This window comes from Streptomyces sp. SAS_270, from assembly GCF_052543295.1.
The window spans coordinates 1-25678 of the sequence record NZ_JBMNDS010000075.1 but is presented as its reverse complement, the minus strand read 5'-3'; the positions used below and the strand labels follow the sequence as shown (position 1 = coordinate 25678).

General features: G+C 71.6%; 24 protein-coding genes. 11 read left to right on the top strand and 13 right to left on the bottom strand.

The features are described 5' to 3' along the window. The first annotated feature begins 5 nt into the window (after positions 1-5). The 4 genes from ACN6LB_RS35625 to ACN6LB_RS35610 are packed head-to-tail and all read left to right on the top strand — an operon-like array spanning position 6 to position 4974. Positions 6-968: an ABC transporter permease gene (locus ACN6LB_RS35625; protein ID WP_445029452.1), complete on the top strand. Its 963-nt coding sequence runs from the start codon at positions 6-8 to the stop codon at positions 966-968. Beyond that, positions 965-2956, top strand: coding sequence for a dipeptide/oligopeptide/nickel ABC transporter permease/ATP-binding protein (locus tag ACN6LB_RS35620; RefSeq protein WP_445029451.1), 1992 nt, complete (start codon positions 965-967; stop codon positions 2954-2956). The genes ACN6LB_RS35625 and ACN6LB_RS35620 overlap by 4 nt, the downstream gene beginning before the upstream one ends. Continuing rightward, the gene (locus ACN6LB_RS35615; RefSeq protein ID WP_445029450.1) at positions 2953-4029 is read left to right on the top strand and encodes an oligopeptide/dipeptide ABC transporter ATP-binding protein; all 1077 of its coding nucleotides are present in this window, start codon (positions 2953-2955) and stop codon (positions 4027-4029) included. Before ACN6LB_RS35620 ends, ACN6LB_RS35615 begins: the two co-directional genes overlap by 4 nt. Positions 4030-4038: 9 nt before the next feature. Further along, entirely contained in the window at positions 4039-4974 is a 936-nt protein-coding gene (locus ACN6LB_RS35610; RefSeq protein WP_445029449.1) for a dihydrodipicolinate synthase family protein, read from the top strand. A gap of 199 nt (positions 4975-5173) precedes the next feature. Here ACN6LB_RS35610 and ACN6LB_RS35605 read toward each other — a convergent pair whose 3' ends face one another. The 6 genes from ACN6LB_RS35605 to leuA all read right to left on the bottom strand — a co-directional run bounded on the left by ACN6LB_RS35605 (position 5174) and on the right by leuA (position 13458). Further along, positions 5174-6382 carry a sialidase family protein gene (locus tag ACN6LB_RS35605; protein WP_445029448.1) on the bottom strand — a complete coding sequence of 403 codons (1209 nt, stop codon included), beginning with the start codon at positions 6380-6382 and terminating at the stop codon, positions 5174-5176. 127 nt (positions 6383-6509) lie between these two features. Next, a complete protein-coding gene (locus tag ACN6LB_RS35600) occupies positions 6510-7181 on the bottom strand; it encodes a response regulator transcription factor (protein WP_356148436.1) in 672 nt (223 codons plus the stop codon). A 34-nt stretch (positions 7182-7215) separates the two neighbouring features. Continuing rightward, a complete protein-coding gene (locus tag ACN6LB_RS35595) occupies positions 7216-8424 on the bottom strand; it encodes a sensor histidine kinase (protein WP_445029474.1) in 1209 nt (402 codons plus the stop codon). A gap of 137 nt (positions 8425-8561) precedes the next feature. After that, positions 8562-10655, bottom strand: a complete 2094-nt coding sequence (locus tag ACN6LB_RS35590) for an MMPL family transporter (RefSeq protein WP_445029447.1) — start codon at positions 10653-10655, stop codon at positions 8562-8564. A gap of 184 nt (positions 10656-10839) precedes the next feature. After that, the gene (locus ACN6LB_RS35585) at positions 10840-11544 is read right to left on the bottom strand and encodes a TerB family tellurite resistance protein (protein WP_445029446.1); all 705 of its coding nucleotides are present in this window, start codon (positions 11542-11544) and stop codon (positions 10840-10842) included. 183 nt (positions 11545-11727) lie between these two features. After that, positions 11728-13458, bottom strand: coding sequence for a 2-isopropylmalate synthase (gene leuA, locus ACN6LB_RS35580; protein WP_445029445.1), 1731 nt, complete (start codon positions 13456-13458; stop codon positions 11728-11730). A 320-nt stretch (positions 13459-13778) separates the two neighbouring features. Between leuA and ACN6LB_RS35575 the strand changes: the two genes are divergently transcribed. From ACN6LB_RS35575 to ACN6LB_RS35560, 4 genes are all read left to right on the top strand, one after another. Next, a complete protein-coding gene (locus ACN6LB_RS35575) occupies positions 13779-14849 on the top strand; it encodes a M4 family metallopeptidase (RefSeq protein ID WP_356148448.1) in 1071 nt (356 codons plus the stop codon). 32 nt (positions 14850-14881) lie between these two features. Next, on the top strand, positions 14882-15148 hold the full coding sequence (locus ACN6LB_RS35570; protein ID WP_356148451.1) for a protealysin inhibitor emfourin: 267 nt from the start codon (positions 14882-14884) through the stop codon (positions 15146-15148). Positions 15149-15341: 193 nt separating this feature from the next. Then, positions 15342-16667 carry a GH1 family beta-glucosidase gene (locus ACN6LB_RS35565; RefSeq protein WP_445029444.1) on the top strand — a complete coding sequence of 442 codons (1326 nt, stop codon included), beginning with the start codon at positions 15342-15344 and terminating at the stop codon, positions 16665-16667. Next, positions 16664-17938, top strand: coding sequence for an MFS transporter (locus ACN6LB_RS35560; protein WP_356143384.1), 1275 nt, complete (start codon positions 16664-16666; stop codon positions 17936-17938). The genes ACN6LB_RS35565 and ACN6LB_RS35560 overlap by 4 nt, the downstream gene beginning before the upstream one ends. A 12-nt stretch (positions 17939-17950) precedes the next feature. Here the strand turns inward: ACN6LB_RS35560 and ACN6LB_RS35555 are convergent, their stop codons facing one another. Continuing rightward, positions 17951-18805: an NAD-dependent epimerase/dehydratase family protein gene (locus tag ACN6LB_RS35555; protein WP_445029443.1), complete on the bottom strand. Its 855-nt coding sequence runs from the start codon at positions 18803-18805 to the stop codon at positions 17951-17953. A gap of 131 nt (positions 18806-18936) precedes the next feature. On the opposite strand from ACN6LB_RS35555, the gene ACN6LB_RS35550 reads away from it, so the two are divergent. Then, positions 18937-19794 (top strand): helix-turn-helix transcriptional regulator, encoded by an 858-nt coding sequence (locus tag ACN6LB_RS35550; RefSeq protein ID WP_445029442.1) that lies wholly within the window; start codon positions 18937-18939, stop codon positions 19792-19794. Positions 19795-19815: 21 nt separating this feature from the next. Here ACN6LB_RS35550 and era read toward each other — a convergent pair whose 3' ends face one another. Continuing rightward, entirely contained in the window at positions 19816-20784 is a 969-nt protein-coding gene (gene era, locus ACN6LB_RS35545) for a GTPase Era (RefSeq protein WP_356143390.1), read from the bottom strand. Positions 20785-20949: 165 nt separating this feature from the next. Here era and ACN6LB_RS35540 point away from each other — a divergent pair, with 165 nt between their 5' ends. Both ACN6LB_RS35540 and ACN6LB_RS35535 read left to right on the top strand, forming a co-directional pair. Then, complete coding sequence (locus ACN6LB_RS35540) at positions 20950-22269, top strand: ammonium transporter (protein WP_445029441.1); 1320 nt, start codon at positions 20950-20952, stop codon at positions 22267-22269. Then, the gene (locus ACN6LB_RS35535; protein ID WP_356143394.1) at positions 22266-22604 is read left to right on the top strand and encodes a P-II family nitrogen regulator; all 339 of its coding nucleotides are present in this window, start codon (positions 22266-22268) and stop codon (positions 22602-22604) included. The genes ACN6LB_RS35540 and ACN6LB_RS35535 overlap by 4 nt, the downstream gene beginning before the upstream one ends. A 31-nt stretch (positions 22605-22635) precedes the next feature. Here ACN6LB_RS35535 and ACN6LB_RS35530 read toward each other — a convergent pair whose 3' ends face one another. From ACN6LB_RS35530 to ybeY, 5 genes are all read right to left on the bottom strand, one after another. Further along, positions 22636-23112: a hypothetical protein gene (locus tag ACN6LB_RS35530; RefSeq protein ID WP_356143396.1), complete on the bottom strand. Its 477-nt coding sequence runs from the start codon at positions 23110-23112 to the stop codon at positions 22636-22638. Positions 23113-23427: 315 nt separating this feature from the next. Then, a complete protein-coding gene (locus ACN6LB_RS35525) occupies positions 23428-23781 on the bottom strand; it encodes a cytidine deaminase (RefSeq protein WP_356143398.1) in 354 nt (117 codons plus the stop codon). A 13-nt stretch (positions 23782-23794) separates the two neighbouring features. Further along, positions 23795-24154 carry an MmcQ/YjbR family DNA-binding protein gene (locus ACN6LB_RS35520; RefSeq protein ID WP_445029440.1) on the bottom strand — a complete coding sequence of 120 codons (360 nt, stop codon included), beginning with the start codon at positions 24152-24154 and terminating at the stop codon, positions 23795-23797. Next, the gene (locus ACN6LB_RS35515) at positions 24151-25455 is read right to left on the bottom strand and encodes a hemolysin family protein (RefSeq protein ID WP_445029439.1); all 1305 of its coding nucleotides are present in this window, start codon (positions 25453-25455) and stop codon (positions 24151-24153) included. Before ACN6LB_RS35515 ends, ACN6LB_RS35520 begins: the two co-directional genes overlap by 4 nt. Continuing rightward, on the bottom strand, positions 25452-25678 hold a 227-nt coding region (gene ybeY / locus ACN6LB_RS35510; RefSeq protein ID WP_445029438.1), incomplete at its 5' end, for an rRNA maturation RNase YbeY. The genes ybeY and ACN6LB_RS35515, both read right to left, overlap by 4 nt.

The following is a 25678-nucleotide window of genomic DNA, read 5'->3' as shown; positions in this document are numbered from 1 at the left end:
GCCCAGTGATCGCCATCGCCAGAATCCTGGCCCGCCGTATCGCCCTGCTCGTGCCGCTGATGCTCGGCATCGTGCTCTTCGTCTTCCTCGTCATGCGGTTCTCCGACGTCGACCCGGCGTCGGCGTTCTTCCAGGGCGCGAACCCGACACCGCAGCAACTCCACGACTTCCGGCAGCAGAACGGGCTGCTCGACCCGCTTCCGGTCCGCTACGTCGACTTCGTGAGCGACCTGGTGCACGGCGACATGGGCACCAGCGCACTGACCCGGGCGCCGGTCGTCGACCAGGTCACCACCGCGCTGCCGCTCACCCTCCAACTCACCTTCCTGGGCCTGGGCATCGCGGTGGTGCTCGCGCTGCTCGGCGGGGTGACCGCCGCGATCTACCGCGACCGGGTGCCCGACCAGGTCATCCGGGTCGTCTCGCTGACCGGGGTCGCGGCCCCCGGCTTCTGGCTGGCGCTGCTGATGATCCAGTACCTGGCCGTCGACCGGGGCTGGTTCCCGACCGGCGGATACATCAACCCCGGTGACTCGCTGAGCGGTTGGCTCAAGACGATGACGCTCCCGGCCCTCGCGCTGTCGCTCCCGGTCGCGGCCCAGCTGACGCGGATCGTGCGCACGGCCGTGGTCGAGGAGCTGGACAAGGACTACGTCCGTACGGCGATCGGCAGCGGCCTGCCCCCGGTGGTGGTCGTCGGCCGCAACGTGCTGCGCAACGCGCTCATCAACCCGCTGACCGTGCTGGGACTGCGCGTCGGCTATCTGCTGGGCGGCGCGGTCGTCATCGAGACGATCTTCTCGCTGCCCGGCATGGGGAAGCTGATGATCGAGGCCGTGAAGAACGGCGACCCGGCGGTCGTGCAGGGCGTCGTCCTGACGACCGCCACCGGTTTCGTGGTCGTGAACCTCGTGATCGACCTCCTGTATCTGCTGGTCAATCCTCGACTGAGGGACGCGGCCCGATGATCACTCGCAAGGGCCTCGCCGAAGCCCTCTCCCGCCCCGGCATCCGGCTGCGCGGCCTGCGCCGCCTCCCGATCCTGTCCCGTGTCGCCCTCTGCTTCCTGGCGGTCGTCGTCCTCGCGGCCCTCTTCGCGCCACTGCTCGCCCCGCACGACCCGCTCGACCAGCAGCCCCAGACGGACGGCACCGGGCACCCCTCCGGCAGCCACTGGATGGGGCAGGACAGCCTCGGCCGGGACATCCTCAGCCGGCTGATGTACGGCGCCCGCTGGTCCCTCGCCATCGGCTTGGGCGCAACCGCGCTCGCCCTCGTCGTGGGAGCGCTCCTCGGCGCGGTCGCGGCGACCTCGCGCAAGGCGGTCGACGAGACGCTGATGCGCTGCCTGGACGTGGTGATGGCCTTCCCCGGCATCGCGCTCGCGGCGGTCCTGGTCGCCGTGTTCGGCGGCGGCATCACCGTGCTGATCTGCGCGATCGCGTTCCTGTTCACCCCACCGGTGGCCCGCGTCGTACGGGCGAACGTCCTCGACCAGTACGGCGAGGACTACGTGACCGCCGAGCGCGTGATCGGCGCCCGCACCCCGCACATCGTGCTGCGGCACGTGGCCGTCAACTGCGCCGCCCCGGTTCTGGTGTTCTGCACCGTGCAGGTCGCCGAGGCGATCGTCTTCGAGGCGTCGCTGTCGTTCATCGGCGCGGGGGTGCGGCCGCCCGACCCGTCGTGGGGCAGCGTGATCGCCGACGGCAAGAACATGGTGCTGACCGGCGGCTGGTGGGCGACCGTCTTCCCCGGTCTGCTGATGCTGATCACCGTCCTGTCGCTGAACATCCTCTCCGAGGGCGTCTCCGACGCGTGGGCGGCGCCCGCGGCACGGGAGGTGGAGGCCGACACCTCGATCGCGCAGGACCGGCTGGAAGCACCGGAGCCGGGCAGCGGCGCCGTCCTGCCCCTGCCGGGCCTCACCGAGGCGGCCCGCAGACTGCGCGCACGCGCCCGGCCGCTGCCGTCCGGCCGGCCCGTCCTGTCCGTCGAGAACCTCGCCATCGGCTTCGACGCCCGGCACGGCGGGGTGGACATCGTCGGCGGCATCAGCTTCGACGTGCACCCCGGTGAAGTCCTCGGCCTGGTCGGCGAGTCGGGCTGCGGCAAGTCGCTCACCGCGCTGACGGTGATGGGCCTGGAGCCGAAGGGGGCCCGGGTGCGCGGTCATGTCCGGTTCGGGCAGCGGGAGTTGCTGGCCGAACCGATGCGCGTGAGGCGTCGGCTGCTCGGCCACGAGATGGCGATGGTCTACCAGGACGCCCTGTCCTCCCTGAACCCGGCCATGACCATCCGGGCCCAGCTCAAACAGGTCGTGCGCAGGGGCGGAAAGCGGTCCCCGGCCGCCCTGCTGGAGCTGGTCGGCCTCGACCCGGAGCGCACCCTGCGCAGCTATCCGCACGAGCTGTCCGGCGGCCAGCGCCAACGCGTCCTGATCGCCATGGCGTTGTCCCGCAGCCCCCGGCTGATCGTCGCCGACGAACCGACCACGGCCCTCGACGTCACCGTCCAGGCCCAGATCATCACCCTTCTGCTGGGCCTGCGCGAGGAGTTGGGGTTCGCGCTGATCCTCGTCTCGCACGACCTGGCACTCGTCGCGGACGTCACGGACCGGGTGGTCGTGATGTACGGCGGACAGATCGTGGAGACAGGGGTGACGGCGGACCTCGTGGAGGCCCCGGCCCACCACTACACCCGCGGACTCCTGGGCAGTGTCCTGTCGCTGGAGTCGGCCGCCGCGCGCATGACGCAGATCAAGGGGGTCGTCCCCTCCCCCGCGGACTTCCCGGCGGGCTGCCGGTTCGCCGACCGCTGTCCGCTGGCCGGCGAGGTGTGCCGTACGACGACACCCGTCCTGCTGGGCACCCGGACGCACACGGCGGCCTGTCACCATCCGGCGGTCGACCTGGCCGCGCAGGCCACGAGCAGGGGAAGCGAGGCCGTCACATGACCGGCGCAGCCACCACCGACACCGCCACCACCGCCACCCTCATGACGGTGTCCGACGCCCACGTCGTCCACAAGGCGCGCACCGGCGGCCTGCTCGCCCGGGACCGGGTGTACGCCCTGACCGGCGCCGACCTCACGATCGCGCCCGGCGAGACGGTGGGCGTGGTCGGCGAGTCCGGCTGCGGCAAGTCGACGCTGGCCAAGGTGCTGGTGGGCGTGCAGCGGCCGACGTCCGGCACGGTGTCCTTCCGTGGCCGCGACCTGTGGTCGATGAAGCCCGCCGAACGCCGCGCGACGGTCGGCCGCAGCACCGGCCTGATCTTCCAGGACCCCTCGACCGCCCTGAACCGCCGCCTCCCGGTCCGCCGGATCCTCCGGGACCCCCTGGACGTGCACCACCACGGCACGAAGTCCGAACGGGAGGAGCGGGTAAGGGAGTTGATGTCACTGGTCGGCCTGCCCCGCGGTCTGGCCGACGTCCTGCCGGGCCAGCTCTCCGGCGGCCAGCGGCAACGCGTCGCCATCGCACGGGCCCTGGCCCTCGACCCGGACCTGGTGGTGGCGGACGAGCCGACGAGCGCCCTGGACGTGTCCGTGCGCGCGCAGATCCTCAACCTCCTCCTGGACCTGAAGCAACGGCTGGGGCTGGCCCTGGTCTTCGTCTCGCACGACATCCAGACCGTACGCAGGATGAGCGACCGCGTGATCACCATGTACCTGGGCCGGATCGTCGAGGAGGCCCCGGCCCACGAGGTCACGGACGCCTCCCGTCACCCGTACACCCGCGCCCTGTTCTCAGCGACCCCCGGCCTCCTCGACCCCATCGACCCGATCCCGCTGGTCGGGCCGGTCCCGTCGGCGACCCACCCGCCCAGCGGCTGCCCCTTCCGTACGCGCTGCTGGAAGGCCGAGGACGACTGCGCCGCCGTCATGCCGGACTTCGCCGCCGCGTCGTCCCCGGATCACCGCTTCCGGTGCCACCATCCTGTGCAGGAGGGCCAGTCGACGCGGGATCTCGTGTCGCAGGCCTCGGCCACCGCCATGGCCGGCATCCCCGCCCAGCACCAGCCCTAGGGAGCCTTCATGCCGATCCCCGCCCCGCTGACCGGTGTCGTCCCGCCCGTCTGCACCCCCCTGACACCGGACCACGAGGTGGACGTCCCCTCGCTCATCAGGCTCGTGGACCATCTGGTGGAGGGCGGGGTGCACGGGCTGTTCGTGCTCGGCTCGACATCGGAGGCCGCGTTCCTGACGGACGCGGACCGCCGGCTGGTGGTGGAGACGGTCGCCGGGCACATCGGCGGTCAACTCCCGGTCCTGGCGGGCGTGATCGACATGACCACGCCCCGCGTACTGGCCCACGTCGCCGCCGTCTGCGCGGCGGGCGCGGACGCGGTCGTCGCCACCGCGCCCTTCTACACCCGTACGCATCCCGCGGAGGTCGCCCGCCACTACCGCCTGCTCGCCGCCCGCTCGCCCGTGCCGGTCTTCGCGTACGACATCCCGGTGGCCGTCCACACCAAGCTCGGCGCCGACCTGGTCCTGGAGTTGGCGTCGGACGGCGTGCTGGCCGGTCTGAAGGACTCCAGCGGCGACCTCGGCGCCTTTCGCTCGGTCGTGACGGGCGCCCGGGCGCACCCGGAGATCACCGGGTTCTCCCTCCTCACCGGGTCCGAACTGATCGTCGACTCCGCGCTGGCGCTCGGCGCGGACGGGGTGGTGCCCGGACTCGGGAACGTCGACCCTGCCGGGTACGTGCGCCTGGACCGGCTCTGCCGCGAGGGCGACTGGGCTCGTGCCCGCGCCGAGCAGGAGCGGTTGTGTGCGCTGTTCGGGATGGTGGGCGTGGGCGACCGGGGGCGGATGGGGGCCGGTTCCTCCGCGCTCGGGGCGTTCAAGGCGGCGCTGTACCTGCGGGGGGTCATCGCCTGCGCGGCGACGGCCGATCCTCAAGTCCCCCTGTCGGAGGGGGAGGTGGAGCGGGTGGGGAAGTATCTGGCGGCGGCGGGGTTGCTGTAGCGGTTCTTTCGCCCCCTCCGCCCCTGCCCATCCCGTTGACCTGGGGGCTGCGCCCCCTCTCCCCCTGCATCGCGCTTCGCGCTCGTCCTCAAACGCCGGACGGGCTATTCCTAGCCCCTCCGGCGTTTGAGGAGCGGGGGTCCAGGGGCGGAGCCCCGGGTGACGGGACGGGTAGGGGCGGAGGGGGCGAAGAAAACACCTAGCCGCCCAGCCACCGGAACTCGATCGTCTCGTACGGCCCCGCCGTGCCCGTCTCGTAGAGAAGGCCCACCCCGCCGCCCCCGAGCGGCACGAGGTCGGAGTACGCGGCCCGCTGCTGCGAGAGGGTCACCAGCTTCGTGAAGGTGGCCCCGCCGTCCGTGCTGCCCCAGACCGCCATCGCCTGGCGGACCGTAGGCACGGAGGGCCCGGAGAAGAGCAACGGGGCACCAGGGCCCCGGAGTTGGAGCACGCTGCCCTGGACGACGGGCACGTCGTCCAGGGAGTGCTGGGCCGCGTAGGGGCGGTCCAGCGACTCGCCGCCGTCGCCGGAGTAGGTGTCCAACCGATTGCCCGCACCCGCCCCGTTCTGGTCCCGGGCACTGAAGTACAGCCGCCCGCCGGGCAGTTCGGCGACGCTGCTCTCGTTGGCGTTGTAGACCCCGTCGTAGGAGTCGTCGACGAACCCCGTCCGCCAGGTGACGCCGCCGTCGTCGCTGAGAAGGGCGTGGGCGCCGTAGTACTTGGCTTCCTGCCCGGTGTCGGCGGAACCCGGCGGCGGGGCGGCGGAGTGGTTGGACGGAACGACGAGCCGCCCGGTGTGCGGGCCGCGCGTCAGGGCGAGGGCGTGCCCGGGGCCGGTGGCGTACCAGCGCCAGTTCGGCCGCTTCGCCTGCGCCGTGATGTCCCGCGGAGCGGAGAAGTGCCGCCCGTCGTCCCGGCTGGTCTGCACGAAGACACGGCGGCTCTGCTCGGCGGTGACCTCGCCGCGCATGATCTGCGCCTCGCTCACTGCACCGCTGTTGTAGGACGTGACGAGCACGATCCGGCCGGTCCTCGGCTCGACGACCGGCGCGGGGTTGCCCCGGGTGTCGCCGCCCCCGGAGGCGACGACCTGGAGCGGGGTCCAGGTGCAGCCGCGGTCGTGGGAGCGTCTGAGCACGACGTCGATGTTCCCGGTGTCGCCCGCGCTGTTGTGCCGCCCCTCGGCGAACGCGAGCAGCGTGCCCGCGCGGGTCGTGACCGCGGCCGGGATCCGGTAGGTGTCGTAGCCGTCCTGGCCCGCCGTGTACGGCACCGAGGAGACACAGGGCCGCCCGGACGACGACGGGGCCGCCGCCGCGCTCCCGCCCCCGGCACCCGTGACCGCCAGTGCTCCGAGCAGCCCCGTGACCACCATGAACGCGGACCTGCGGCTCGACACCGGCATGGCTCTCCCTGGGTTCACGAGGACATGCGACACGGGACATAGGACGTGGGATGTCCGGGTGAACCTAGTGTGCCGGGCGGAGGAGGGCAACACCCGTGCGCCCTCGGCGTGTTGGAGGGACGCCGGTTCAGCCGGTGCCGGGAGTGACCAGCCCCGACTCGTACGCCACGATCACCAGCTGCGCCCGGTCCCGCGCGCCGAGCTTGCCCATGATGCGGCTGACGTGGGTCTTCGCGGTGAGGGGGCTGAGCCCCAGCGCCTCGGCCGTCTCCGTGTTGGTGAGGCCGCGGGCGACGAGGGTCAGCACCTGGCGCTCCCGGTCGGAGAGGCATTCGGGGCCGCCCGTCGCGGGCACGGCGGCCGCTGCGGGGCTGCGCAGGAAGCGGGCGATCAGCCGGGCGGTCGGACCGGGCGAGAGCAGGGCGTCGCCCGCGGTGACCGTGCGGATGGCGTCGAGGAGTTCGGCCGGTTTCGTGTCCTTCACCAGGAACCCGGAGGCGCCCGCCCGCAGGGCCTCCACGATGTGCTCGTCGGTGTCGTACGTCGTCAGGACGAGCACCTTCACGCCCGCGAGGTCCTCGTCGGCCGCGATGAGCCGGGTCGCCTCGATGCCGTCGAGGTCGGGCATGCGGATGTCCATGACGACCAGGTCGGCGCGCGAGCCGCGGGCCAGTTCGACGGCTTCCCGGCCGGTGCCGGCCTGTCCGACGACCTCCATGTCCGGTGCCGACTCGACGAGCATCGCGAAGGCGGCCCGCACGAGGGTCTGGTCGTCGGCGAGGAGTACGCGGATGGTCATGAAGCGGTTCTCCGGGGACGTACGCGTACGGCGGTCATCGAGTCTCTCCCTCTCCGGCGCTCCAGGCCTCGGCCCTGCGCATCGGCAGCACGGCGCTCACCTCGAACCCCTTGCCCGGCGCCGGACCGGCGTCCAGTGTGCCGCCCACGCTGCGGGCCCGCTCGCGCATGCCGACGAGCCCGAAGCCGGGCGTGCCGCCGTCCCCCGTGCAGCCCGCCCCGTCGTCGCTGACGGTCACCCGGAGAGCGCCCTCACCCTCGAACACCCGTACCCGCACGGTCAGATCGTCGCGCCCGCCGTGCCGTACGGCATTGGTGAGCGCCTCCTGCACGATCCGGTAGGCGGCCGCGCCCACGGCGGGCGGCGCCCCCTCGCCCTCTGCCGAGAGGTCGACCTTCGCGCCCGCGAGCCGGGCCGCCTCGGCGAGGTCGGACAGGCCGTCGAGGCCCGGCAGCGGGCCGCGTCCGTCGCCCGCGCCGGCGGTGTGCTCGCGCAGCACCTCCAGCGTGGTCCGCAGCTCGCCGCGCGCGCTGCGGCAGGTCTCCGCGATGTCGTCCAGGGACTTGGCGACGGCCTCCCGGTCGAGCCGTTCGGGGTCCGCGGCCAGCACGTGCGCGGCCACCGAGGTCTGGACGCCGATGAGGGTGATGCTGTGCGCGAGCAGATCGTGCAGATCCCGCGCGATACGCAGCCGCTCCTCGGCGACGCGGCGCCTGGCCTCCTCCTCGCGGGTGCGTTCGGCGCGCTCGGCACGTTCGAGGACCGAGGCGACGTACTGGCGGTAGAAGCGCACGTCGACGCCGCAGAAGAGCACGGCGATGACCCAGCCGGAGACCCTCAGCACTTCGATGGCCTGATGGGCGCTGACGGTGAGCATGACGCTCGTGGAGAGGCCGACGACCAGGACGCCGGTCAGGATCGTGCGCAGGGGGCGCCCGGTGACGGCGACCGTGTAGAGCGCGACGTACGTGGCCGGGGTCGTTGCGAGGTGGTTGTTGTCGAGGGCGTGGTACGGCGCGACCAGCGCGGCCACGGCGGCCAGCACCAGCAGCGGGCGCCGCCGCCGCCACACCAGGGGTACGGGGGCGGCGAGCAGCAGGACCCAGCCGAGCGCGTCGGGGCGGCGGCCGGGGTCGGTGAGCAGGGCGACGGCCGTGGCGACGACGGCGAGCGCCAGCGCCAGCAGCGCGTCGTTGCGGGTGGCGTGCGGGGCCGTACGGGGATCGCGGTTGACCACCGCCATGATCCGTTCGCCCGCGCGGGGCCGCGGGGCCGTGGTGGGGGCGGTGACTGGAAGGGATGCCTGCACCGGTTCATCTTCCGTCAGGGGGCGCCCCTCCCGGGAGAGGGGCGCCTCCTTCGTACGCGTCCCGATGGTGATCACCCTCGGCCGGCGGCGACGGGTTCCTGCTGCCGCGGCCCGGCCTGCGGCGCGGGAGCCCGGGACAGCGGCCCCGGCCACCACACCTTGCGCCGCAGCGCCACACTCGCGCTGGTCACCAGGTACGTACGGACCAGGAAGGTGTCCAGCAGCACCCCGACCGCGATCACGAAGCCCAGTTCGACGAGCGCGACCAGCCCCATGTTGGTCAGCACGGCGAAGGTCGCCGCGAGGACGAGCCCGGCGGAGGCGATGACTCCGCCGGTGGTCCGCAGTGCGGTGAGCGCGGCGGCGACCGGCTCCGCGCCCCGCACCGACTCCTCTCGCATCCGGTGCATGAGGAAGATCCCGTAGTCGACACCGAGGGCGACGAGGAAGACGAAGGACAGCAGCCCCAGCGCCGGATCGGTGCCCTCGAAGCCGAGGAGCGGACCGAAGACCAGCCCCCCGATGCCGAGGGCCGCGCCCCACACCGCGACGACGGCGACGAGGAGCAGCAGGGGCGCGACGAGACTGCGCAGCAGCACCATCAGGATCAGCAGCACGGACACCAGGACGATCGGTACGACGATGAGCCGGTCGCGCGCGTTGGTGTCCTTCAGATCGATCTGCTGGGCGCTCGGGCCGCCGACGTAGGAGTTCTCGAGGTCGTGGCGCAGGGACTTGATGGTGGCGGTCTCGGCGGCCGACTCGGGTGCGCCGTCGGCGGTGACGGAGATCTCCGTCCAGCCCCTGCCGCTGCGTCCGCGCTCGGCACCGGCGACGCCGGGCTCGCTGCGCACCTTGGCGAGGGTGGCGGCGGCCCGTGCGGTCGGGGTGATGACGGTGATCGGCTGGGTGCCGCGCTCGGGGTAGGTCCTGGCGAGGGTCTCCATGGCGGCGACCGAGTCGGGCCTGTCGACGAAGGAGTCCTGCTGCTTGAGCGCGCCGGGCAGGTTGAACATGCCGAGCGCGAGGGCGCCGAGCAGGACGACTCCGCCCGCGAGGACGGCGTAGGGGCGGCGTCCGGCGGAGCTGCCCATCGCCGAGAAGAGGCTGCGCCGCTGCTTGGGCTCGCTCCCGAAGGCCGGAATGAGGGGCCAGAACAGGCGGCGGCCGAACAGCACCAGGACGGCGGGCAGCAGGGTCAGCATGGCGGCGAGGGCGCACAGGACGCCCACGGTGCCCATCGGGCCCATGCCGCGGCTGCTGTTGAGGTCGGCGGCGAGCAGGCAGAGCAGTCCGGCGGCCACGGTCCCGGAGGAGGCGAGCACGGCGGGCCCGCAGCCGCGCAGGGCGGCCCGCATCGCGTCGTAGGGCCGCTCGACGCGCCGCAGTTCCTCGCGGTAGCGGGAGATGAGCAGCAGCGCGTAGTCGGTGCCCGCGCCGAAGACGAGGATCGTCATCACGCCCTGGCTCTGGCCGGTGACGGCGGTGCCGAAGGCCTGGTGGAGTCCGTAGGCGACGCCCATCGAGAGGTAGTCGGCGACGCCCGCGACGGCGAGCGGCACGAGCCACAGCAGCGGGCTGCGGTAGATGAGGATCAGCAGGACGGCGACCACGGCGACGGTGGTGTAGAGCAGCGGTCCGCCGAGCGAGTCGTAGACCTCGGCGGCGTCGGTGGCCAGCGCGCCCTGTCCGCCGACGTCGACGCCGAGCCCGTCCCCGCCGCGGGCCACGTCGCGTACGCCGTGGACGAAGTCGTCCCGGAGCTTCTCGTCGGTGCCGGGGGCCGAGCTGCTGACCGGGTACATCAGCGTGGTCCCGTCCCGGGAGGGCACGCCGTGCGGGGTCCCTGTGAGCCGGTTCTCGCGGCCGATCTCGGCGATCTGCCGGGCGGCCGTCGCGCGGTCGGCGCTGCTGAGGCCGCCGTCGCGGTGGTAGACGAGGACGAGCTCGGTGGTCTCTCCCCCGGGCAACTGGTCCTCGATCCTGGCCACTTGGGTGGAGTCCGCGCTCGCGGGCAGGTAGTCCACGGCCCGGTCGTGCTGTACGTCGGCGAGCTTCGACGCGAACGGCCCGACGGCGGCCAGGACGGCCACCCAGAGCCCGAGCAGCAGCCAGGGCACGGCTCGTCGCCGGGTCCGCGTCGTTGTCGTCTTGCCTGGCCCCATGCCGGGCCCCCCTCCTGGACGGGTGTCTGGACATGACCAGACTCCCGGCGCACGGGAGGGGATTCGTCGCGCGGGAGGGCGAGTTCGGGGCTACTGCCAGGGGCGGCGAAGCGGCCTGACTACTCCCCGGGGAGTACGGCGCAGGAGTAGCGGGACCCCTCGGGACGAGGCCGTGCCGGGGTGGTCACGAGGGCGTGCGTGCCGCCGCCAGCAGCCGGGTCACGTCGTCCGAGCAGATCGTCAGCGCCGAGCCGACGGTGCTGAGGACGTCCCGCTCGGCGGGGGTGTACGGCCCGTCCGCGAGTGCGATGCGAGCGCCCTGGAGCAGGATGGCCTCCCTGCCGACCGGGGCGAGGTGCGGGGCCAGCGGGTCCAGTGCCTCGTGGAGCTCTATGGCGAGTCCCGCGCCGCAGGGCTCGCCGAAGATACGGCCGGTGTCGGCGGCGAGGGCGTCGACGAGGGCGCTGAGCTGGTCCTCGGTGCAGTCGTCGAAGCCGGCTGAGCGGACGGTGGCGGCGGCGGTTTCGAGGGAGGTGCGGGAGCAGGTGCCGCCCGCGGCGAGCACGGCGAGGGCGACGGTGTGCACGGCGTCGCGGAGCATCGCGGAGAAGCGGGTGGTGGTGGGGTGGTCGAGGACGTCGGCGCCGTAGTGGTGGCGGCAGGCCGCGCATTCGACGACGGGTCCGCTCTCGCCGCGCGGCAGGACCGGGACGCCGAGGAGGGTGAAGCGCCGACGGCCGGTGAGGCGCTGATAGTTGCGGTCGCCCCCGCATCCGGGGCAGAAGAACTCGCCGTCACCGACGGCGGTCCACGCGGTGCGGGTGCCTAGGATGCGGGTCATGTGACCAACACGGACAACACGACCTTTTCGTCCCCATCCTGGCAGCACGTCGCACCTCCGTAACCCCGCGGCAACATCGCCGCGTTGGCGTGATGTTAGCCACATTGTCGATGCGGAGTCAGTACCTCGGGCGAGACCTCTCCGTGACATCTCCGCGGATTGGCCGGTAAACGACGGGGCCCCGCCCGCCTCGAAAGGCGGACGGGGCCACAAAGATGCCGGTCAGGCTCGTCAGCGCGCCGCGCGGTTGACGGCGGAGACGACGGCCTTCAGCGAGGCACGTGTCGTATTCGCGTCGATGCCGATTCCCCACAGAACCTGTCCGTCGATCGCGCATTCGATGTACGAGGCGGCCTGCGCCGAGGCGCCCTCGCTCATCGTGTGCTCCTGGTAGTCAAGGAGGCGGGCGTCGATACCAATACCTTGCAGCGCGTGGAAGAACGCGGAGATCGGACCGTTGCCCGTGCCGACCAGGGTGGTCTCGACGCCGTCGACCTCGGCCTCCACGGTCAGCGTGTCCACGCCGTCCTTGTCGGTCGTGGACTGGCCGTTCTTGACCTGGATACGGCCCCACGGGTTCTCAGGGTTGGGCAGGTACTCGTCCTGGAAGGCCGCCCAGATGTCCTTCGGCGTGACCTCGCCGCCCTCGGCGTCCGTCTTCGCCTGGATGATCTTCGAGAACTCGATCTGCATCCGGCGCGGCAGGTCCAGCTTGTGGTCGTTCTTCAGGACGTACGCGATACCGCCCTTGCCGGACTGCGAGTTGACCCGGATGACGGCCTCGTAGGAGCGGCCGACGTCCTTCGGGTCGATCGGCAGGTACGGGACGGCCCACTCGATGTCGTCGACGGTGACGCCCTTGGCCTTGGCGTCGGCCTCCATCGCGTCGAAGCCCTTCTTGATGGCGTCCTGGTGGGAGCCGGAGAAGGACGTGTAGACCAGGTCGCCCACGTACGGGTGACGGGGGTGGACCTCCATCTGGTTGCAGTACTCGGCGGTGCGGCGGACCTCGTCGATGTTCGAGAAGTCGATCTGCGGGTCGACGCCCTGCGAGAACAGGTTCATGCCCAGGGTGACCAGGTCGACGTTGCCGGTGCGCTCGCCCTGGCCGAACAGGCAGCCCTCGATGCGGTCGGCGCCGGCCATCAGGGCCAGCTCGGCGGCGGCGACGGCCGTACCGCGGTCGTTGTGCGGGTGGACCGACAGGCAGACGTACTCGCGGCGGGACAGGTTGCGCGACATCCACTCGAAGCGGTCCGCGTGCGTGGAGGGCGTCGAACGCTCCACCGTGGCGGGCAGGTTGAGGATGATCTCGCGGCCCGGGCCGGGCTGCCAGACGTCCATGACCGCCTCGCAGACCTCCAGGGCGAAGTCGATCTCGGTGTCGGTGAAGATCTCAGGGCTGTACTGGTAACCGAACGTCGTCCGCTCGTCCAGCAGCTTCTCGGCGTACTCCATGACCAGCCGGGTGCCGTCGACGGCGATCTGCTTGATCTGGTCCTTGGAGCCGCGGAAGACGACCCGGCGGAAGACCGGCGCCGTCGCGTTGTACAGGTGGACGTTCGCGCGCTTGGCGCCGACCAGGGACTCCACGGTCCGCTCGATCAGGTCCTCGCGGGCCTGGGTCAGTACGGAGATCGTGACGTCGTCCGGGATCGCGGTCTCGTCCTCGATGATCGAGCGGACGAAGTCGAAGTCCGTCTGACCGGAGGCGGGGAACCCGACCTCGATCTCCTTGTAGCCCATCTTCACCAGCAGGTCGAACATCTCGCGCTTGCGGGCGGGCGACATGGGGTCGATCAGGGCCTGGTTGCCGTCACGCAGGTCGGTGGAGAGCCAGCGGGGGGCGGCGGTGATCCGCTGCTCCGGCCACGTACGGTCGGCGATGTCGACCTGGTCGTACGGGCGGTACTTGTGGATCGGCATGGACGTCGGCTGCTGGCGGTTCTGGCTGTTCGCCATGATGCGTGGGCTCCTCAGGATGTCCGGAAGGACGGCCGACGGCGCAACGCCAGACTCCGCGGGGAGGGGGTCGGCCTCGACTACAGGCCCTCGCCGCGGCAGCTAAGGAGAAGCAGCCCGAAACGCATGATGCTCAGCAGAGTAGCCGAGCCGCGCTCCCTACGGGGGGCTGTATCAGTATGCGGGACCGCCGGCGCATAGCGGGGCAAAAAGTGCGCTATACCACTTGAGAGCGGACTCCAAGGCTCCTTATCACCGTATTTCACCAATCATGGTTGCAGGTAGTGACAGAGTCATAACCCAGTGCAAGGGTGCCGGGCATGACGACCAACGGGGGCTTCGAGCCCGTCTTCTGCACCATCGTTCCACCGCATGTCCTCGACAAGCTGGCCCAGCACGAGGACCCCGCGCTCGCCGGTCCCGCGCGCCGCACCCTGGAGCGCGACGCCTTCGAGCGCACCCACCGCCGCCTGACCACGGTGATCGGCGCGCCCACCGTGGCCCCGCCGAAGGAGGCCGCCGAGGACAAGCCGCTGCGCACGATCTACGACGCCAAGCACCACCAGGACCTACCGGGCAAGAAGGTCCGCGGCGAGAGCGACAAGCCCGGCAAGGACGCCACCGTCAACCGCGCCTACGCGGGCCTCGGCGCGACCTTCGAGCTGTACCTGAAGGCGTACACCCGCAACTCGATCAACGGCGAGGGCCTGCCGCTGAACGCGACCGTGCACTACGACCGGGACTACAACAACGCGTTCTGGAACGGCGAGCAGATGGTGTTCGGCGACGGGGACGGCGAGATCTTCCTCGACTTCACCATCCCGGTCGACGTCATCGGCCACGAACTCACCCACGGCGTCACGCAGTACACGGCGAACCTCACCTACTTCGGCCAGCCCGGCGCCCTCAACGAGTCGATGTCGGACGTCTTCGGCTCGCTCATCAAGCAGTACACGCTCGGCCAGAGCGCCGCCGAGGCCGACTGGCTGATCGGCGCGGGCCTGCTCGCCCCGCGCGTCACCGGAACGGCGCTGCGCTCCATGAAGGAGCCGGGCACGGCGTACGACGACGACGTGCTCGGCAAGGACCCGCAGCCCGCGACGATGGAGGGGTACGTGAAGACCGGCCGCGACAACGGCGGCGTCCACATCAACTCCGGCATCCCCAACCACGCGTTCTACCTCGTCGCCGACGCGCTCGGCGGCAACGCCTGGGAGCGGGCCGGACAGATCTGGTACGACGTCCTCACCGGCGGCGCGCTCCAGTCCCAGGCGAGCTTCTCGGACTTCGCCAAGCTGACGGTCGCGCAGGCACGCAGCCGGTACGGCGAGGGCGAGGAGCTGCAGAGCGTCCTGAAGGCGTGGGAGCAGGTCGGCGTCCCGTCGGCGTAGCACCGCCGCCCGTCTCGTACTAGACAGGACCCATGCGTATCCAGGTGAGGCGGACAGGCGGGTTCGCGGGTATCGAGCGTCATGCCGAGGTGGAGACCTCGGGACGGCCCGACGCCCATGAGTGGCAGGCCCTGGCCGAGCGGGCGGTAGCCGCCGGCCGGGGCACGCCCCCGGTCGGCGTACCGGACGGCTTCAGCTACCGGATCACCGTCAACGGAAAGACGGTGTACTGCGCGGATCCACGCCTGACGGAGGAGCAGCGCAAGCTGATCTCGAGGGTGCTGAAGGAGGGCGCCTAGGAGCGATACGCGGGGAGAAGCGCCCGTCAGGGGCGCGGGACTGTGTCAATATGCGGCTCCGCCGCGTGGGCGCGACCAGCCACATGCGGCCCGCAGCCGCGGGACAGGAGAACCACCCCTGCGCGTGCGCACCCCCGAGACCCGTAACTCGCACTTCACGCCCGGGCGTTGACTTCTGTTACCGGCGGTACGGATGATCGCGCGCATGGCGACGAACCCCCTCCCGCAGTTCCCGTCCGGCTTCCTCTGGGGCGTGTCCACCTCGGCTCACCAGATCGAGGGGGCCTCGGACGAACGCGAGCCCTCCGTCTGGGATGCCTTCACCGCCCAGGAAGGGCGGGTGAAGGACGGCACCACCGCGGCGGTGGCCTGCGACCACTACCACCGCTACCCCGAGGACGTCGCGCTCCTCGCCGACCTCGGCGTGGACGCCTACCGCTTCTCGATCTCCTGGCCCCGGGTGAACTCCCCCGGCGGCCTCGACTTCTACGACCGGCTGGTGGACGAGCTGTGCGGCGCGGGCATCCGTCCCGTGCCGACGCTCTTCCACTGGGACCTGCCGGTCACGCTCGACTGGCTGGAGCGGGACACGGCCTCCCGTTTCGCAGAGTACGTGAGCGTCGTCGCCGCCCGGCTCGGCGACCGCGTCGGCAAGTGGATCACCCTCAACGAGCCCGCCGAGCACACCCTGCTCGGCCATGCGCTCGGCGCCCACGCCCCCGGCAAGCAGCTGCTCTTCGACGCGCTGCCGGTCGCCCACCACCAACTCCTCGCCCACGGCCTGGCGGTACGGGCCCTGCGCGCCGCCGGGGCGACGGACATCGGGATCGCCAACTCGCACGGGCCGACCTGGCCGGCGTCACAGGAACCGGCGGACCTGGAGGCGGCCGAGTTCTACGACGTCCTGCTGAACCGCCTGTTCGCCGACCCCGTCCTGCTCGGCCAGTACCCGGAGGGCATCGGCGAGTTGATGCCGGGCGACGTCGAGGCCGACCTCAAGGTCATCGGGGAACCGCTGGACTGGTACGGCATCAACTACTACGCGCCGACCCGGGTGGGCGCCCCGCAGGGCTCCGAGATCGAGTTCGGCGGACTCACCCTCCCCGCAGAACTCCCCTTCTCCGTAAGGGAGATCGAGGGGGTGCCGGTCACCGACTTCGGCTGGCCCGTGGTCCCGGAGGGGCTGACGGAACTGCTCACCGGCTTCCGGGGCCGCTACGCCGACCGGCTCCCGCCGATCGTCATCACCGAGAACGGCTGCTCCTACGAGGGCATCGACGACCAGGACCGGATCGCCTACCTGGACGGCCACATCCGCGCGCTGCACCGGGCGTCGGAGGCCGGCGTCGACGTACGCGGCTACTTCGTGTGGTCGCTGCTGGACAACTTCGAGTGGGCGGAGGGATACGCCCGCCGCTTCGGCCTCGTGCACGTGGACTTCGAGCATCCCGACACGCTGGAGCGGACCCCGAAGGCGTCGTACGGCTGGCTGCGGGACGTGCTGCGGGCGCAGAGATGACCGCGACCTCGCGGGAGCCGTCGGCGGCGCCGGGACCGGACGCGCTCGCCGAGCCCGTGGAGCGCGTCGGCCGCGGCTGGACCTCGGCCCTGTCGCTCGCCAACGGGGCGATCTGGGTGGGCTGGTACGGCCCGCTGCAGATCCTGCTCGCCTCCCAGGCCGAGGACTTCGCGCCGGGCACCGGCATGTCCAAGGAGACGATGCTCGCCTGGGTCACCGGCGCGGGCGCGCTCGTCTCCCTGGTCGCCAACCCGGTCTTCGGCGCCCTGTCCGACCGTACGACGGCCCGCCGCGGCCGCCGTACGCCCTGGATCGTGGCCGGGACGGCAAGCGGGGCGCTGGCCCTGCTGCTGCTCGCGGGGGCGGGCGGGGTGTGGACGATGGCGCTGGGCTGGTGCCTGGTCCAGCTGACACTGAACGCCGCCTTCGCCGCGGTCACGGCAGCCGTCCCGGACCGGGTGCCGAGGCTCCAACGAGGCTCCGTGGGCGGCTGGTTGGGGGCCGCGCAGATCCTGGGCGTGGTCGGCGGCACGGGCCTTGCGACCGCGGCCGGGGGCGTCGGGGCGGGCTACGCGGCGTGCGCGGTGTTCACGCTCGTCGGTGTGCTGCCGTACGTGCTGAAGTACGAGGATCTGCGGCTGCCGGTGTCCGCGCGGCCGCCCTGGTCCTGGCGGGACTTCCTCGCCGGTTTCTGGCTGAGCCCCCGCCGCCACCCCGACCTCGGCTGGGCCTGGCTGACCCGCTTCCTGATCAACCTGAGCAACGCGCTCGTGCTGCTCTACCTGCTCTACTACCTGCGGGACCGCCTGCACCACCACGACCCGGAGCAGGGCGTCCTCATCCTCACCGCGGTCAACGGTGTGACGCTCCTCGCGACGGTCGTGGTCGGCGGTGCCTGGTCGGACCGGGTCGGGCGCCGCAAACCGTTCGTGATCTGGTCCGGCGTGCTGATGGCCCTCGCCACGGCCGCCCTCGCCGGGTGGCAGACCTGGGCGGGCGCGCTCGTCGCGGCGGCGGTGCTGGGCGTCGGCTTCGGCGTCTTCACGTCCGTCGACTTCGCCCTGATGACGGACGTCCTGCCGAAGGCCGTGGACCGCGGCAAGGACCTCGGCGTCATCAACGTCGCCAACGCCCTGCCCCAGGTCGCCGCCCCCGCCCTGGCGGCACCGATCGTCACGTATCTGGGCGGCTACCGGGTGCTGTATCTGGTGGCGGCCGTGATCGGGCTGGCGGGGGCCCTGCTGGTGCGGCGGATCAGAGGGGTGGAGTGAGGGCACGGGCTCTCACAGGGCGCCGGCGTCCCGGGCCGCGTAGACGCTGGGGTACAGCGGGCGGTAGCCGAGTTCGCGGCGGATGCGCCCGGTGGAGAAGATCCCGGTCCACGGGTCGGGATCGGTGCGGGTGTACAGGTCGTCGGGGACCTCGACGCCGTTGAGCTGGTGCAGCTCGACCGCCGTGACAGGGGCGTCGTCGGCGATGTTGTAGATCCGTCCGCCGATTCCCGGCGCGTGCAGGATGCGCAGCAGCGCCTGGGCGACGTCCGCGTGATGGCCCATGTGCAGCCGTTGGGCGGCCGCCCAGCTCCGGGCCCACATCAGGGACTGGGCGAGGTGCGGATCGCCCTCTCCATAGACGAAGGGGAGCCGCCCGACGCGCACGTCCAGGCCCTCCAGGGCCAGCAGTTCCCGCTCGGCCGCGACCTTGGACTCGGTGTAGGCGCCCCACATCGTCCCGCCGGGCCGGCTCTCGTCGTCCTCGGTCAGCGGGCGGCCCCGTCCGGCGCCGTACACCAGCCCCGTGCTGAGCTGCACGAACCTCCGCACACCGGCAGCCAGCGCCGCCCGCCCGAGCTCCACGGCCGCGTCCCGGTTGACGGCCCGCGCCTCCTCGTCCGGCACCCCGCGGAAGGCCGCCGCGACGTTCACGACCGCGTCCGCCCCGGCCACCGCTTTGCCGAGCGCCTCCGCGTCCCGCAGATCGCCGACGACGACCTCGGCGCCCAGCTCCGCGAACCGCTCCCCGCGCGCCGCGTCCCGCACCAGCACCCGCACCTGTTCTCCGGGCCGGGACTGCGCCAGCAGCCTCGGTACGAAGCGGCGGCCGACCTGTCCCGTCGTACCCGTCACCAGTGTCAGCATGATCTGTTCCCCTGTTCCTCTCGGTCCGGTGCCACCACTCTCGGACCGAGCGGGGGCGACCGGGAGAGACCCGTCGATCAGGGGACCGGCAGTCCCTGGATAACGCGGGCCGGTTGCCGCAGCCTGGAGGGGTGAACCGAGCCGAACTCGCCGACTTCCTGCGCCGTGGCCGTGCCCGCCTGGACCCCTCCGACGTGGGGTTGGCGCCCGGCGCCCGGCGCCGCACGCCCGGCCTGCGCCGCGAGGAGGTGGCGCAGCTGGCCGGCATGTCCGTGGACTACTACACCCGCCTGGAACAGTCCCGTGGCCCGCGCCCGTCCCGCCAGATGCTGACGGCGCTGGCCCGCGCCCTGCGCCTGACGGACGACGAACTGGACCATCTGTTCCACTTGGCGGGCGAGGAGCCACCGCGCCGCGGGAGCACGTCCGCGCATGTGCGCCCCGGTCTGCTGCTGGTCCTGGACCGGCTGCACGACACCCCGGCGATGGTGGTGAGCGACTGCGGTGACGTACTGGCGCAGAACGCGATGTCGAGGGCGCTGAGCGGGGACGTGTCCGCCCGTCCGCCACGGGAGCGCAACCTGGTCCGCCGCTTCTTCCTGGACCCGGCCGCGCGTGACCTCATCCCGCCGGAGGACTTCCCGGCGCACGCGCGCGCCCATGCCGCGAACCTGCGGGCGGTGGCGGCGGCCCGCCCCGACGACCCGGAGCCGGCCGCACTCGTGGCCGAACTACGCGCGGGAAGCGAGGAGTTCGCGCGCCTGTGGGACGACCACGAGGTGGCGGTGCGCCGCGCGTCGACGAAGCGCTTCCAGCACCCCCTGGTCGGCCTGCTGGAGCTGGACTGCGAGGTCCTGCTCAGCGACGAGCACCACCAGCTGCTGATCATCCACACGGCCCGCCCGGGCACCGAGTCGTACGAACGCCTGCAACTGCTCCGGGTGGTGGGCCTGCAGGACCTGACACCGAGCGAAAGCAGCCGGGGCTGAGCGCCCGCCCCCGAGGGGTGCCTAGAACCCCAGCTTCCGCAACTGCCGGGGATCCCGCTGCCAGTCCTTCGCGACCTTCACATGAAGATCCAGGAAGACCGGCGTGCCCAGCAACGCCTCGATCTGTTTGCGGGACTTGATGCCGACGTCCTTCAGGCGCTTGCCCTTGGGGCCGATGATGATGCCCTTCTGGCTGGGCCGCTCGATGTAGACGAACGCGTGGATGTCGAGCAGCGGCCGGTCCGCGGGCCGGTCCTCGCGGGGCAGCATCTCCTCGACGACCACGGCGATGGAGTGCGGCAGCTCGTCCCGCACGCCCTCCAGCGCGGCCTCGCGGATGAGCTCCGCGATCATGACCTGCTCGGGCTCGTCGGTGAGGTCACCCTCGGGATAGAGCGCCGGCCCCTCCGGGAGCAACGGCACGATCAGGTCCGCGAGCAGGCCGATCTGCTGGTCGCCGACCGCCGACACGGGCACGATCTCCGCCCACTCGAACCCCAGCTCCTTGCCGAGCTGGTCGATCGCGATGAGCTGCTCGGCGAGCGCCTTGCTCTCGACGAGGTCGGTCTTAGTGACGATCGCGATCTTCGGCGTCTTCTTGATCGACGCCAGCTCCTTCGCGATGAACCGGTCACCGGGACCGAGCTTCTCGTTCGCGGGCAGGCAGAACCCGATGACGTCGACCTCGGCCCAGGTGGTCCGCACGATGTCGTTGAGCCGCTGACCGAGCAGCGTGCGCGGCTTGTGCAGCCCGGGGGTGTCGACCAGGATCAGCTGGGCGTCGGGCCGGTGCACGATGCCCCGCACGGTGTGCCGCGTGGTCTGCGGCTGGTCCGCGGTGATCGCGACCTTCTGCCCGACCAGAGCGTTCGTGAGGGTGGACTTGCCCGCGTTGGGGCGGCCCACGAAGCAGGCGAAGCCGGCGCGATGGGGAGCTCCGGAGGGCTCCGACGGCTCGGATGACGGGGTACGAACGCTCATGGCGCCCATTGTCCCTGATCCACAGGCACCCGCCGCACGCCGAGGCCCCGTACGGGCACCCGACCGTGCCCGGTGAGCTTCCGGAAACCCCCGCGCAACACGAAACACGCCCGAAACGCGCCCGTGCACAGCCGGAAACGCGCACCGGTGACCCTCTGACGAGCCCCCACACCGTTGGAGACAACCGTGCCCCTCGCCGCCGCGCACCTGGACACCGGTGACACCGCCTGGCTGCTCACCGCCACCGCGCTCGTCCTGTTGATGACCCCGGGCCTCGCCCTCTTCTACGGCGGCATGGTCCGCACGAAGAGCGTCCTCAACATGCTGATGATGAGCTTCGTGTCGATCGCGCTGGTCACGGTGGTGTGGCTGCTCGCCGGCTACTCCCTCGCGTTCGGCGACGACGCGTTCGGCGGGCTGATCGGCGGCCTCGGCCACGCCGGAATGGCGGGCCTCGGCCCGGACAGCGTCCACGGCACGGTCCCCACGCTCCTGTTCGCCACCTTCCAGCTGACCTTCGCGATCATCACGGCCGCGTTGATCAGCGGCGCGATCGCCGACCGGGCGAAGTTCGGGGCGTGGCTGGTCTTCGTGCCGCTCTGGGCGCTGCTCGTATACGTTCCCGTCGCGCACTGGGTGTGGGGCCCCGGTGGCTGGATCCTGGAGAAGCTCGGCGGGCTGGACTTCGCGGGCGGCCTGCCGGTCGAAATCACCTCGGGCGCCTCCGGACTGGCGTTGTGCCTGGTCCTGGGCCCGCGGCTGGGCTTCAAGAAGGACGCCATGCGCCCGCACAACCTACCGATGGTGATGCTGGGCGCGGGCCTGCTGTGGTTCGGCTGGTTCGGCTTCAACGCGGGCTCGGCCCTGGGCGCCAACGGCCTGGCCGCGGCCGCCTTCCTCAACACGCTCGCCGCCGGCTGCACCGGCCTGCTCGGCTGGCTCTTCGTGGAGCAGCGGCGCGACGGCCACCCGACGACCCTGGGCGCCGCCTCCGGCGCGGTCGCGGGCCTGGTCGCCATCACCCCGTCCTGCGGCTCGGTCTCCCTCGTCGGGGCGCTGGTCGTCGGCCTCGCCGCCGGCGTGGTCTGCTCGTACGCCGTGAGCTGGAAGTTCAGGCTGAACTACGACGACTCGCTGGACGTCGTCGGCGTCCACCTGGTCGGCGGAATCATCGGCACGCTCCTGATCGGCCTGTTCGCGACCGCCGAGATGACCGGCGGCGCGGAGGGACTGTTCTACGGCGGCGGGCTCGGCCAGCTCGGCAAGCAGCTGGTCGCCGTCCTGGCCGTCGGGGCGTACGCCTTCACCGTCACGTACGGCATCGGGAAACTGCTCGACAAGGTCATGGGCCTGCGGGCGGACGCGGACCACGAGCACACGGGTCTGGACCTTACGGTGCACGCCGAGACGGCTTACGATCACGGGGTCCTGGGCCATGGCGCCCCGGTCTCCGCGTCCGCCACCGCCACTCAGAAGGTCAAGACCCAGGCATGAAGCTCATCACCGCGATCGTCAAGCCGTACCGCCTCGACGAGGTCAAGAACGCGCTCCAGGAAATCGGGGTGCACGGCCTGACCGTGACCGAGGCCAGCGGGTACGGGCGTCAGCGCGGCCACACCGAGGTGTACCGCGGCGCCGAGTACCAGGTCGACCTCGTGCCCAAGGTCCGCATCGAGGTCGTCGTCGACGACGCCGACTCGGACACCGTCATCGACGCGATCGTCAAGGCCGCGCGGACGGGGAAGATCGGCGACGGGAAGGTGTGGGCGCTGCCGGTGGAGACCGTGGTGCGGGTACGCACCGGGGAGCGCGGCCCCGACGCCCTCTGAGGGCGAGGACCGCGCTCGACGGGCGCGCTGCTCAGTCGAACACGAACGGTCCCGGGGCCTGCGGCCCGGTCGCCGTACAGGTGATGGTGAAGCCGAGGACGGTCATCTGCAGTGAACCGCCGTAGGCCTCCAGGCTGTCCCCGGAGGCCACGGTGCCGTCGAGCGGTCCGACCGTGACGCTGTCACCGGCCGCCATGGCCGGGTTCTTCGTGCCGCTGAAGGCGGTGGTGCCACCGCTCGCCTTCACCAGCGTGAGGGTGGAGCTGATCGAGTCCTGCGCCAGGGCGATGGGCGCGGTGATCGCGGACGACGTGACCGTGACGGTGGCCGCGGTGCCGTCCTGGGTGGCGGTGAGTGTGGCCTCGCCGCCGCCGAAGCTTCCGCAGTCGGCGGTGATCGTCGCCGTCTGTGGGGTGACGGCGACGGCGGTGGGCGCGAGCGCGAGCCCGGAGACCGCGAGGGTCCCGATCAGCACGGCCGCACCTGTTCCGATTCGCTTGCCTCTCATGGGGTGAGGCTCCCTTCCCGTATCTGGGAACTGCCATGTGGGGATGGACGGGAGATACACACCGACGAACCCCGCGTGGCAGGTGGGTGCGAACACACTGCCCGACACGGAATCTGACGGTCCGTCGGAACTTGCGGTTCCATTGACACGCGAGAGCCGCAAAACAACAAGGTTGAATTCCGGCCGACCATTCGAGGACGAGCGAGGTCTTTCAGCCCGTCCGTCGTTTGAGGACGAGCGCGAAGCGCGACAGGGGGGAAAGGGGGCGAAGCCCCCAGAACAACGGGAAGGGAAGGGGCGGAGGGGGCGAAAAACTCAGCCCGCGGCGACCGTCACCCGCACCGCCCCGTCGGGCCCGGCGACAAGCACCGGCGTCCCGACCCCGCCAAGGTCCCGCACAGCGGCAAGATCCTCCACGGAGACACCCTCCGCCCCGGTCACCACAGCCGCCGCCTCAAGCGACTTCGCCCCCGAAGCCACCGCCATGGCAACAGCCGTCCGCAACGCACTCAGTTGCAACGACTCCAGCGAAACCGTCCCGGCGACATACGTACGCCCCGTCTCATCGCGTACGGCCGCCCCCTCGGGCACCCCGTTGCGGGCCCGCGCGGAACGGGCCAGGGTCACGATCTTGCGGTCCTCGGGGTCGAGCGCGCTGCTGTCGGTCATGCCCAGAGCATAGTCAGGGCCGGTCGAGGCGGAGGCGCTGAGCCCTCGGCAGACCGGCGACGACCAGGTCGTAGGAGTCCTCGACGAGCTCCCGGACCACCCGGTCCGGGAGTTCGCCGTCGACCCTCACCGTGTTCCAGTGCCGCTTGTTCATGTGGTACCCGGGGATGATCAGCCCCGGGTACTCCTCGCGGAGCCTGACCGCGTCCTCCGGATCGCACTTCAGGTTGACCGTGAGCGGGCGCGCGTCCAGCGTGGTGAGCGCGAAGAGCTTGCCCAGGACCTTGAAGACCGAGACCTCCGGCCGGAAGGGGAAGTCCTCGACGGTCTCGTTGAAGGACAGGCAGAACGTGCGCAGCTCCTGCGGGGTCACTCCGGCTTCTCCTCCTCGGGCGGCTCCACCGGGCCCAGCGGCTCGACGAGCACGGTCACGATCTTGTTCCGGCGGCCGGCCGCGGTCTCCGCCGTCAGCCGCAGCTCCTGCCCGTCGGGCAGTTCGACCAGCGCGGAGGCTCCGGCGATCGGGACGCGTCCGAGGGCCTTGGCGAGCAGTCCGCCGACGGTCTCCACGTCCTCGTCGTCGTACGCCTCGAAGCCGTACAGCTCGCCGAGGTCGCCGATGTCGAGGCGGGCGGTCACCCGGTAGCGGTTGTCGCCGAGGTCGGCGACCGGCGGGAGTTCGCGGTCGTACTCGTCGGTGATCTCGCCGACGATCTCCTCGAGGATGTCCTCGATGGTGACGATGCCGGCCGTGCCGCCGTACTCGTCGATGACGACGGCGACGTGGTTGCGGTCCTGCTGCATCTCGCGCAGCAGGTCGCCGGCGTTCTTCGTGTCGGGCACGAAGGCGGCGGGCCGCATGGCCGTCGACACCAGCTCGCTCTCGGCGTCCCGGCTGATGTGCGTCTTGCGGGCCAGGTCCTTCAGATAGACGATCCCGACGACGTCGTCCTCGTTCTCCCCGGTGACGGGGATGCGGGAGAAGCCCGACCTGAGCGCGAGCGTCAGCGCCTGCCTGATGGTCTTGAACCGCTCGATGACGATGAGGTCGGTACGCGGGACCATCACCTCGCGTACGAGGGTGTCGCCCAGCTCGAAGACGGAGTGCACCATGCGGCGCTCCTCGTCCTCGATGAGGGACTCCTTCTCGGCGAGGTCGACCAGCGCGCGCAGCTCGGCCTCGGAGGCGAAGGGGCCGCGGCGGAAGCCCTTGCCGGGGGTGAGCGCGTTGCCGATGAGGATCAGCAGGGGCGGGATCGGGCCCATCACGCGCGCGAGCGGCAGCAGGACGTACGCGGCCGCCGTCGCCGTGTTCATCGGGTGCTGGCGGCCGATGGTGCGCGGGGAGACGCCGACGGCGACGTACGAGACGAGGACCATCACGCCGATGGCGACCGCGAGGGCCTGCCAGGTCCGGTCGAACTCCTGCAGGCACTCGTAGGTGACGAGCGCGGCGGCCGCCATCTCGCAGGCGACGCGCACCAGCAGCGCCACGTTCAGATAGCGGGTCGGGTCGGCGGCGACCTGGGCGAGCTTCGCGCTGCCGCGCCGCCCGGACCGCACGGCCTCCTCGGCCCGGAAGCTGGAGACGCGCGCGAGGCCCGCCTCCGCGCAGGCGGCGAGCCAGGCGACGACGACCAGTGCTATGGCACCTACGACGATCTGGGCGCTCATGACACGGTCGGCGCCGGGGACGGGCCGGTGAGGCCCTTCTCCGCGCGCCAGCCGTCCACGATGGCGGCCTGCAGGCCGAACATCTCGGCCTTCTCGTCGGGCTCCTCGTGGTCGTAGCCGAGGAGGTGCAGCACTCCGTGGACGGTGAGGAGCTGGAGCTCCTCGTCCATGGAGTGCTGCGTCTCGGCGTCCTTGCCCTGCTGCTCGGCGACCTCCGGGCAGA

Excerpts from the sequence above, each read along its gene's own strand:
- ACN6LB_RS35620 (WP_445029451.1), top strand. The coding sequence starts at position 965 with ATGATCACTCGCAAGGGCCTCGCCGAAGCCCTCTCCCGCCCCGGCATC.
- ACN6LB_RS35615 (WP_445029450.1), top strand. The coding sequence starts at position 2,953 with ATGACCGGCGCAGCCACCACCGACACCGCCACCACCGCCACCCTCATG.
- ACN6LB_RS35610 (WP_445029449.1), top strand. The coding sequence starts at position 4,039 with ATGCCGATCCCCGCCCCGCTGACCGGTGTCGTCCCGCCCGTCTGCACC.
- ACN6LB_RS35605 (WP_445029448.1), bottom strand. The coding sequence starts at position 6,382 with ATGCCGGTGTCGAGCCGCAGGTCCGCGTTCATGGTGGTCACGGGGCTG.
- ACN6LB_RS35600 (WP_356148436.1), bottom strand. The coding sequence starts at position 7,181 with ATGACCATCCGCGTACTCCTCGCCGACGACCAGACCCTCGTGCGGGCC.
- ACN6LB_RS35595 (WP_445029474.1), bottom strand. The coding sequence starts at position 8,424 with ATGGCGGTGGTCAACCGCGATCCCCGTACGGCCCCGCACGCCACCCGC.
- ACN6LB_RS35590 (WP_445029447.1), bottom strand. The coding sequence starts at position 10,655 with ATGGGGCCAGGCAAGACGACAACGACGCGGACCCGGCGACGAGCCGTG.
- leuA (WP_445029445.1), bottom strand. The coding sequence starts at position 13,458 with ATGGCGAACAGCCAGAACCGCCAGCAGCCGACGTCCATGCCGATCCAC.
- ACN6LB_RS35575 (WP_356148448.1), top strand. The coding sequence starts at position 13,779 with ATGACGACCAACGGGGGCTTCGAGCCCGTCTTCTGCACCATCGTTCCA.
- ACN6LB_RS35570 (WP_356148451.1), top strand. The coding sequence starts at position 14,882 with ATGCGTATCCAGGTGAGGCGGACAGGCGGGTTCGCGGGTATCGAGCGT.
- ACN6LB_RS35565 (WP_445029444.1), top strand. The coding sequence starts at position 15,342 with ATGATCGCGCGCATGGCGACGAACCCCCTCCCGCAGTTCCCGTCCGGC.
- ACN6LB_RS35560 (WP_356143384.1), top strand. The coding sequence starts at position 16,664 with ATGACCGCGACCTCGCGGGAGCCGTCGGCGGCGCCGGGACCGGACGCG.
- ACN6LB_RS35555 (WP_445029443.1), bottom strand. The coding sequence starts at position 18,805 with ATGCTGACACTGGTGACGGGTACGACGGGACAGGTCGGCCGCCGCTTC.
- era (WP_356143390.1), bottom strand. The coding sequence starts at position 20,784 with ATGGGCGCCATGAGCGTTCGTACCCCGTCATCCGAGCCGTCGGAGCCC.
- ACN6LB_RS35535 (WP_356143394.1), top strand. The coding sequence starts at position 22,266 with ATGAAGCTCATCACCGCGATCGTCAAGCCGTACCGCCTCGACGAGGTC.
- ACN6LB_RS35530 (WP_356143396.1), bottom strand. The coding sequence starts at position 23,112 with ATGAGAGGCAAGCGAATCGGAACAGGTGCGGCCGTGCTGATCGGGACC.
- ACN6LB_RS35525 (WP_356143398.1), bottom strand. The coding sequence starts at position 23,781 with ATGACCGACAGCAGCGCGCTCGACCCCGAGGACCGCAAGATCGTGACC.
- ACN6LB_RS35515 (WP_445029439.1), bottom strand. The coding sequence starts at position 25,455 with ATGAGCGCCCAGATCGTCGTAGGTGCCATAGCACTGGTCGTCGTCGCC.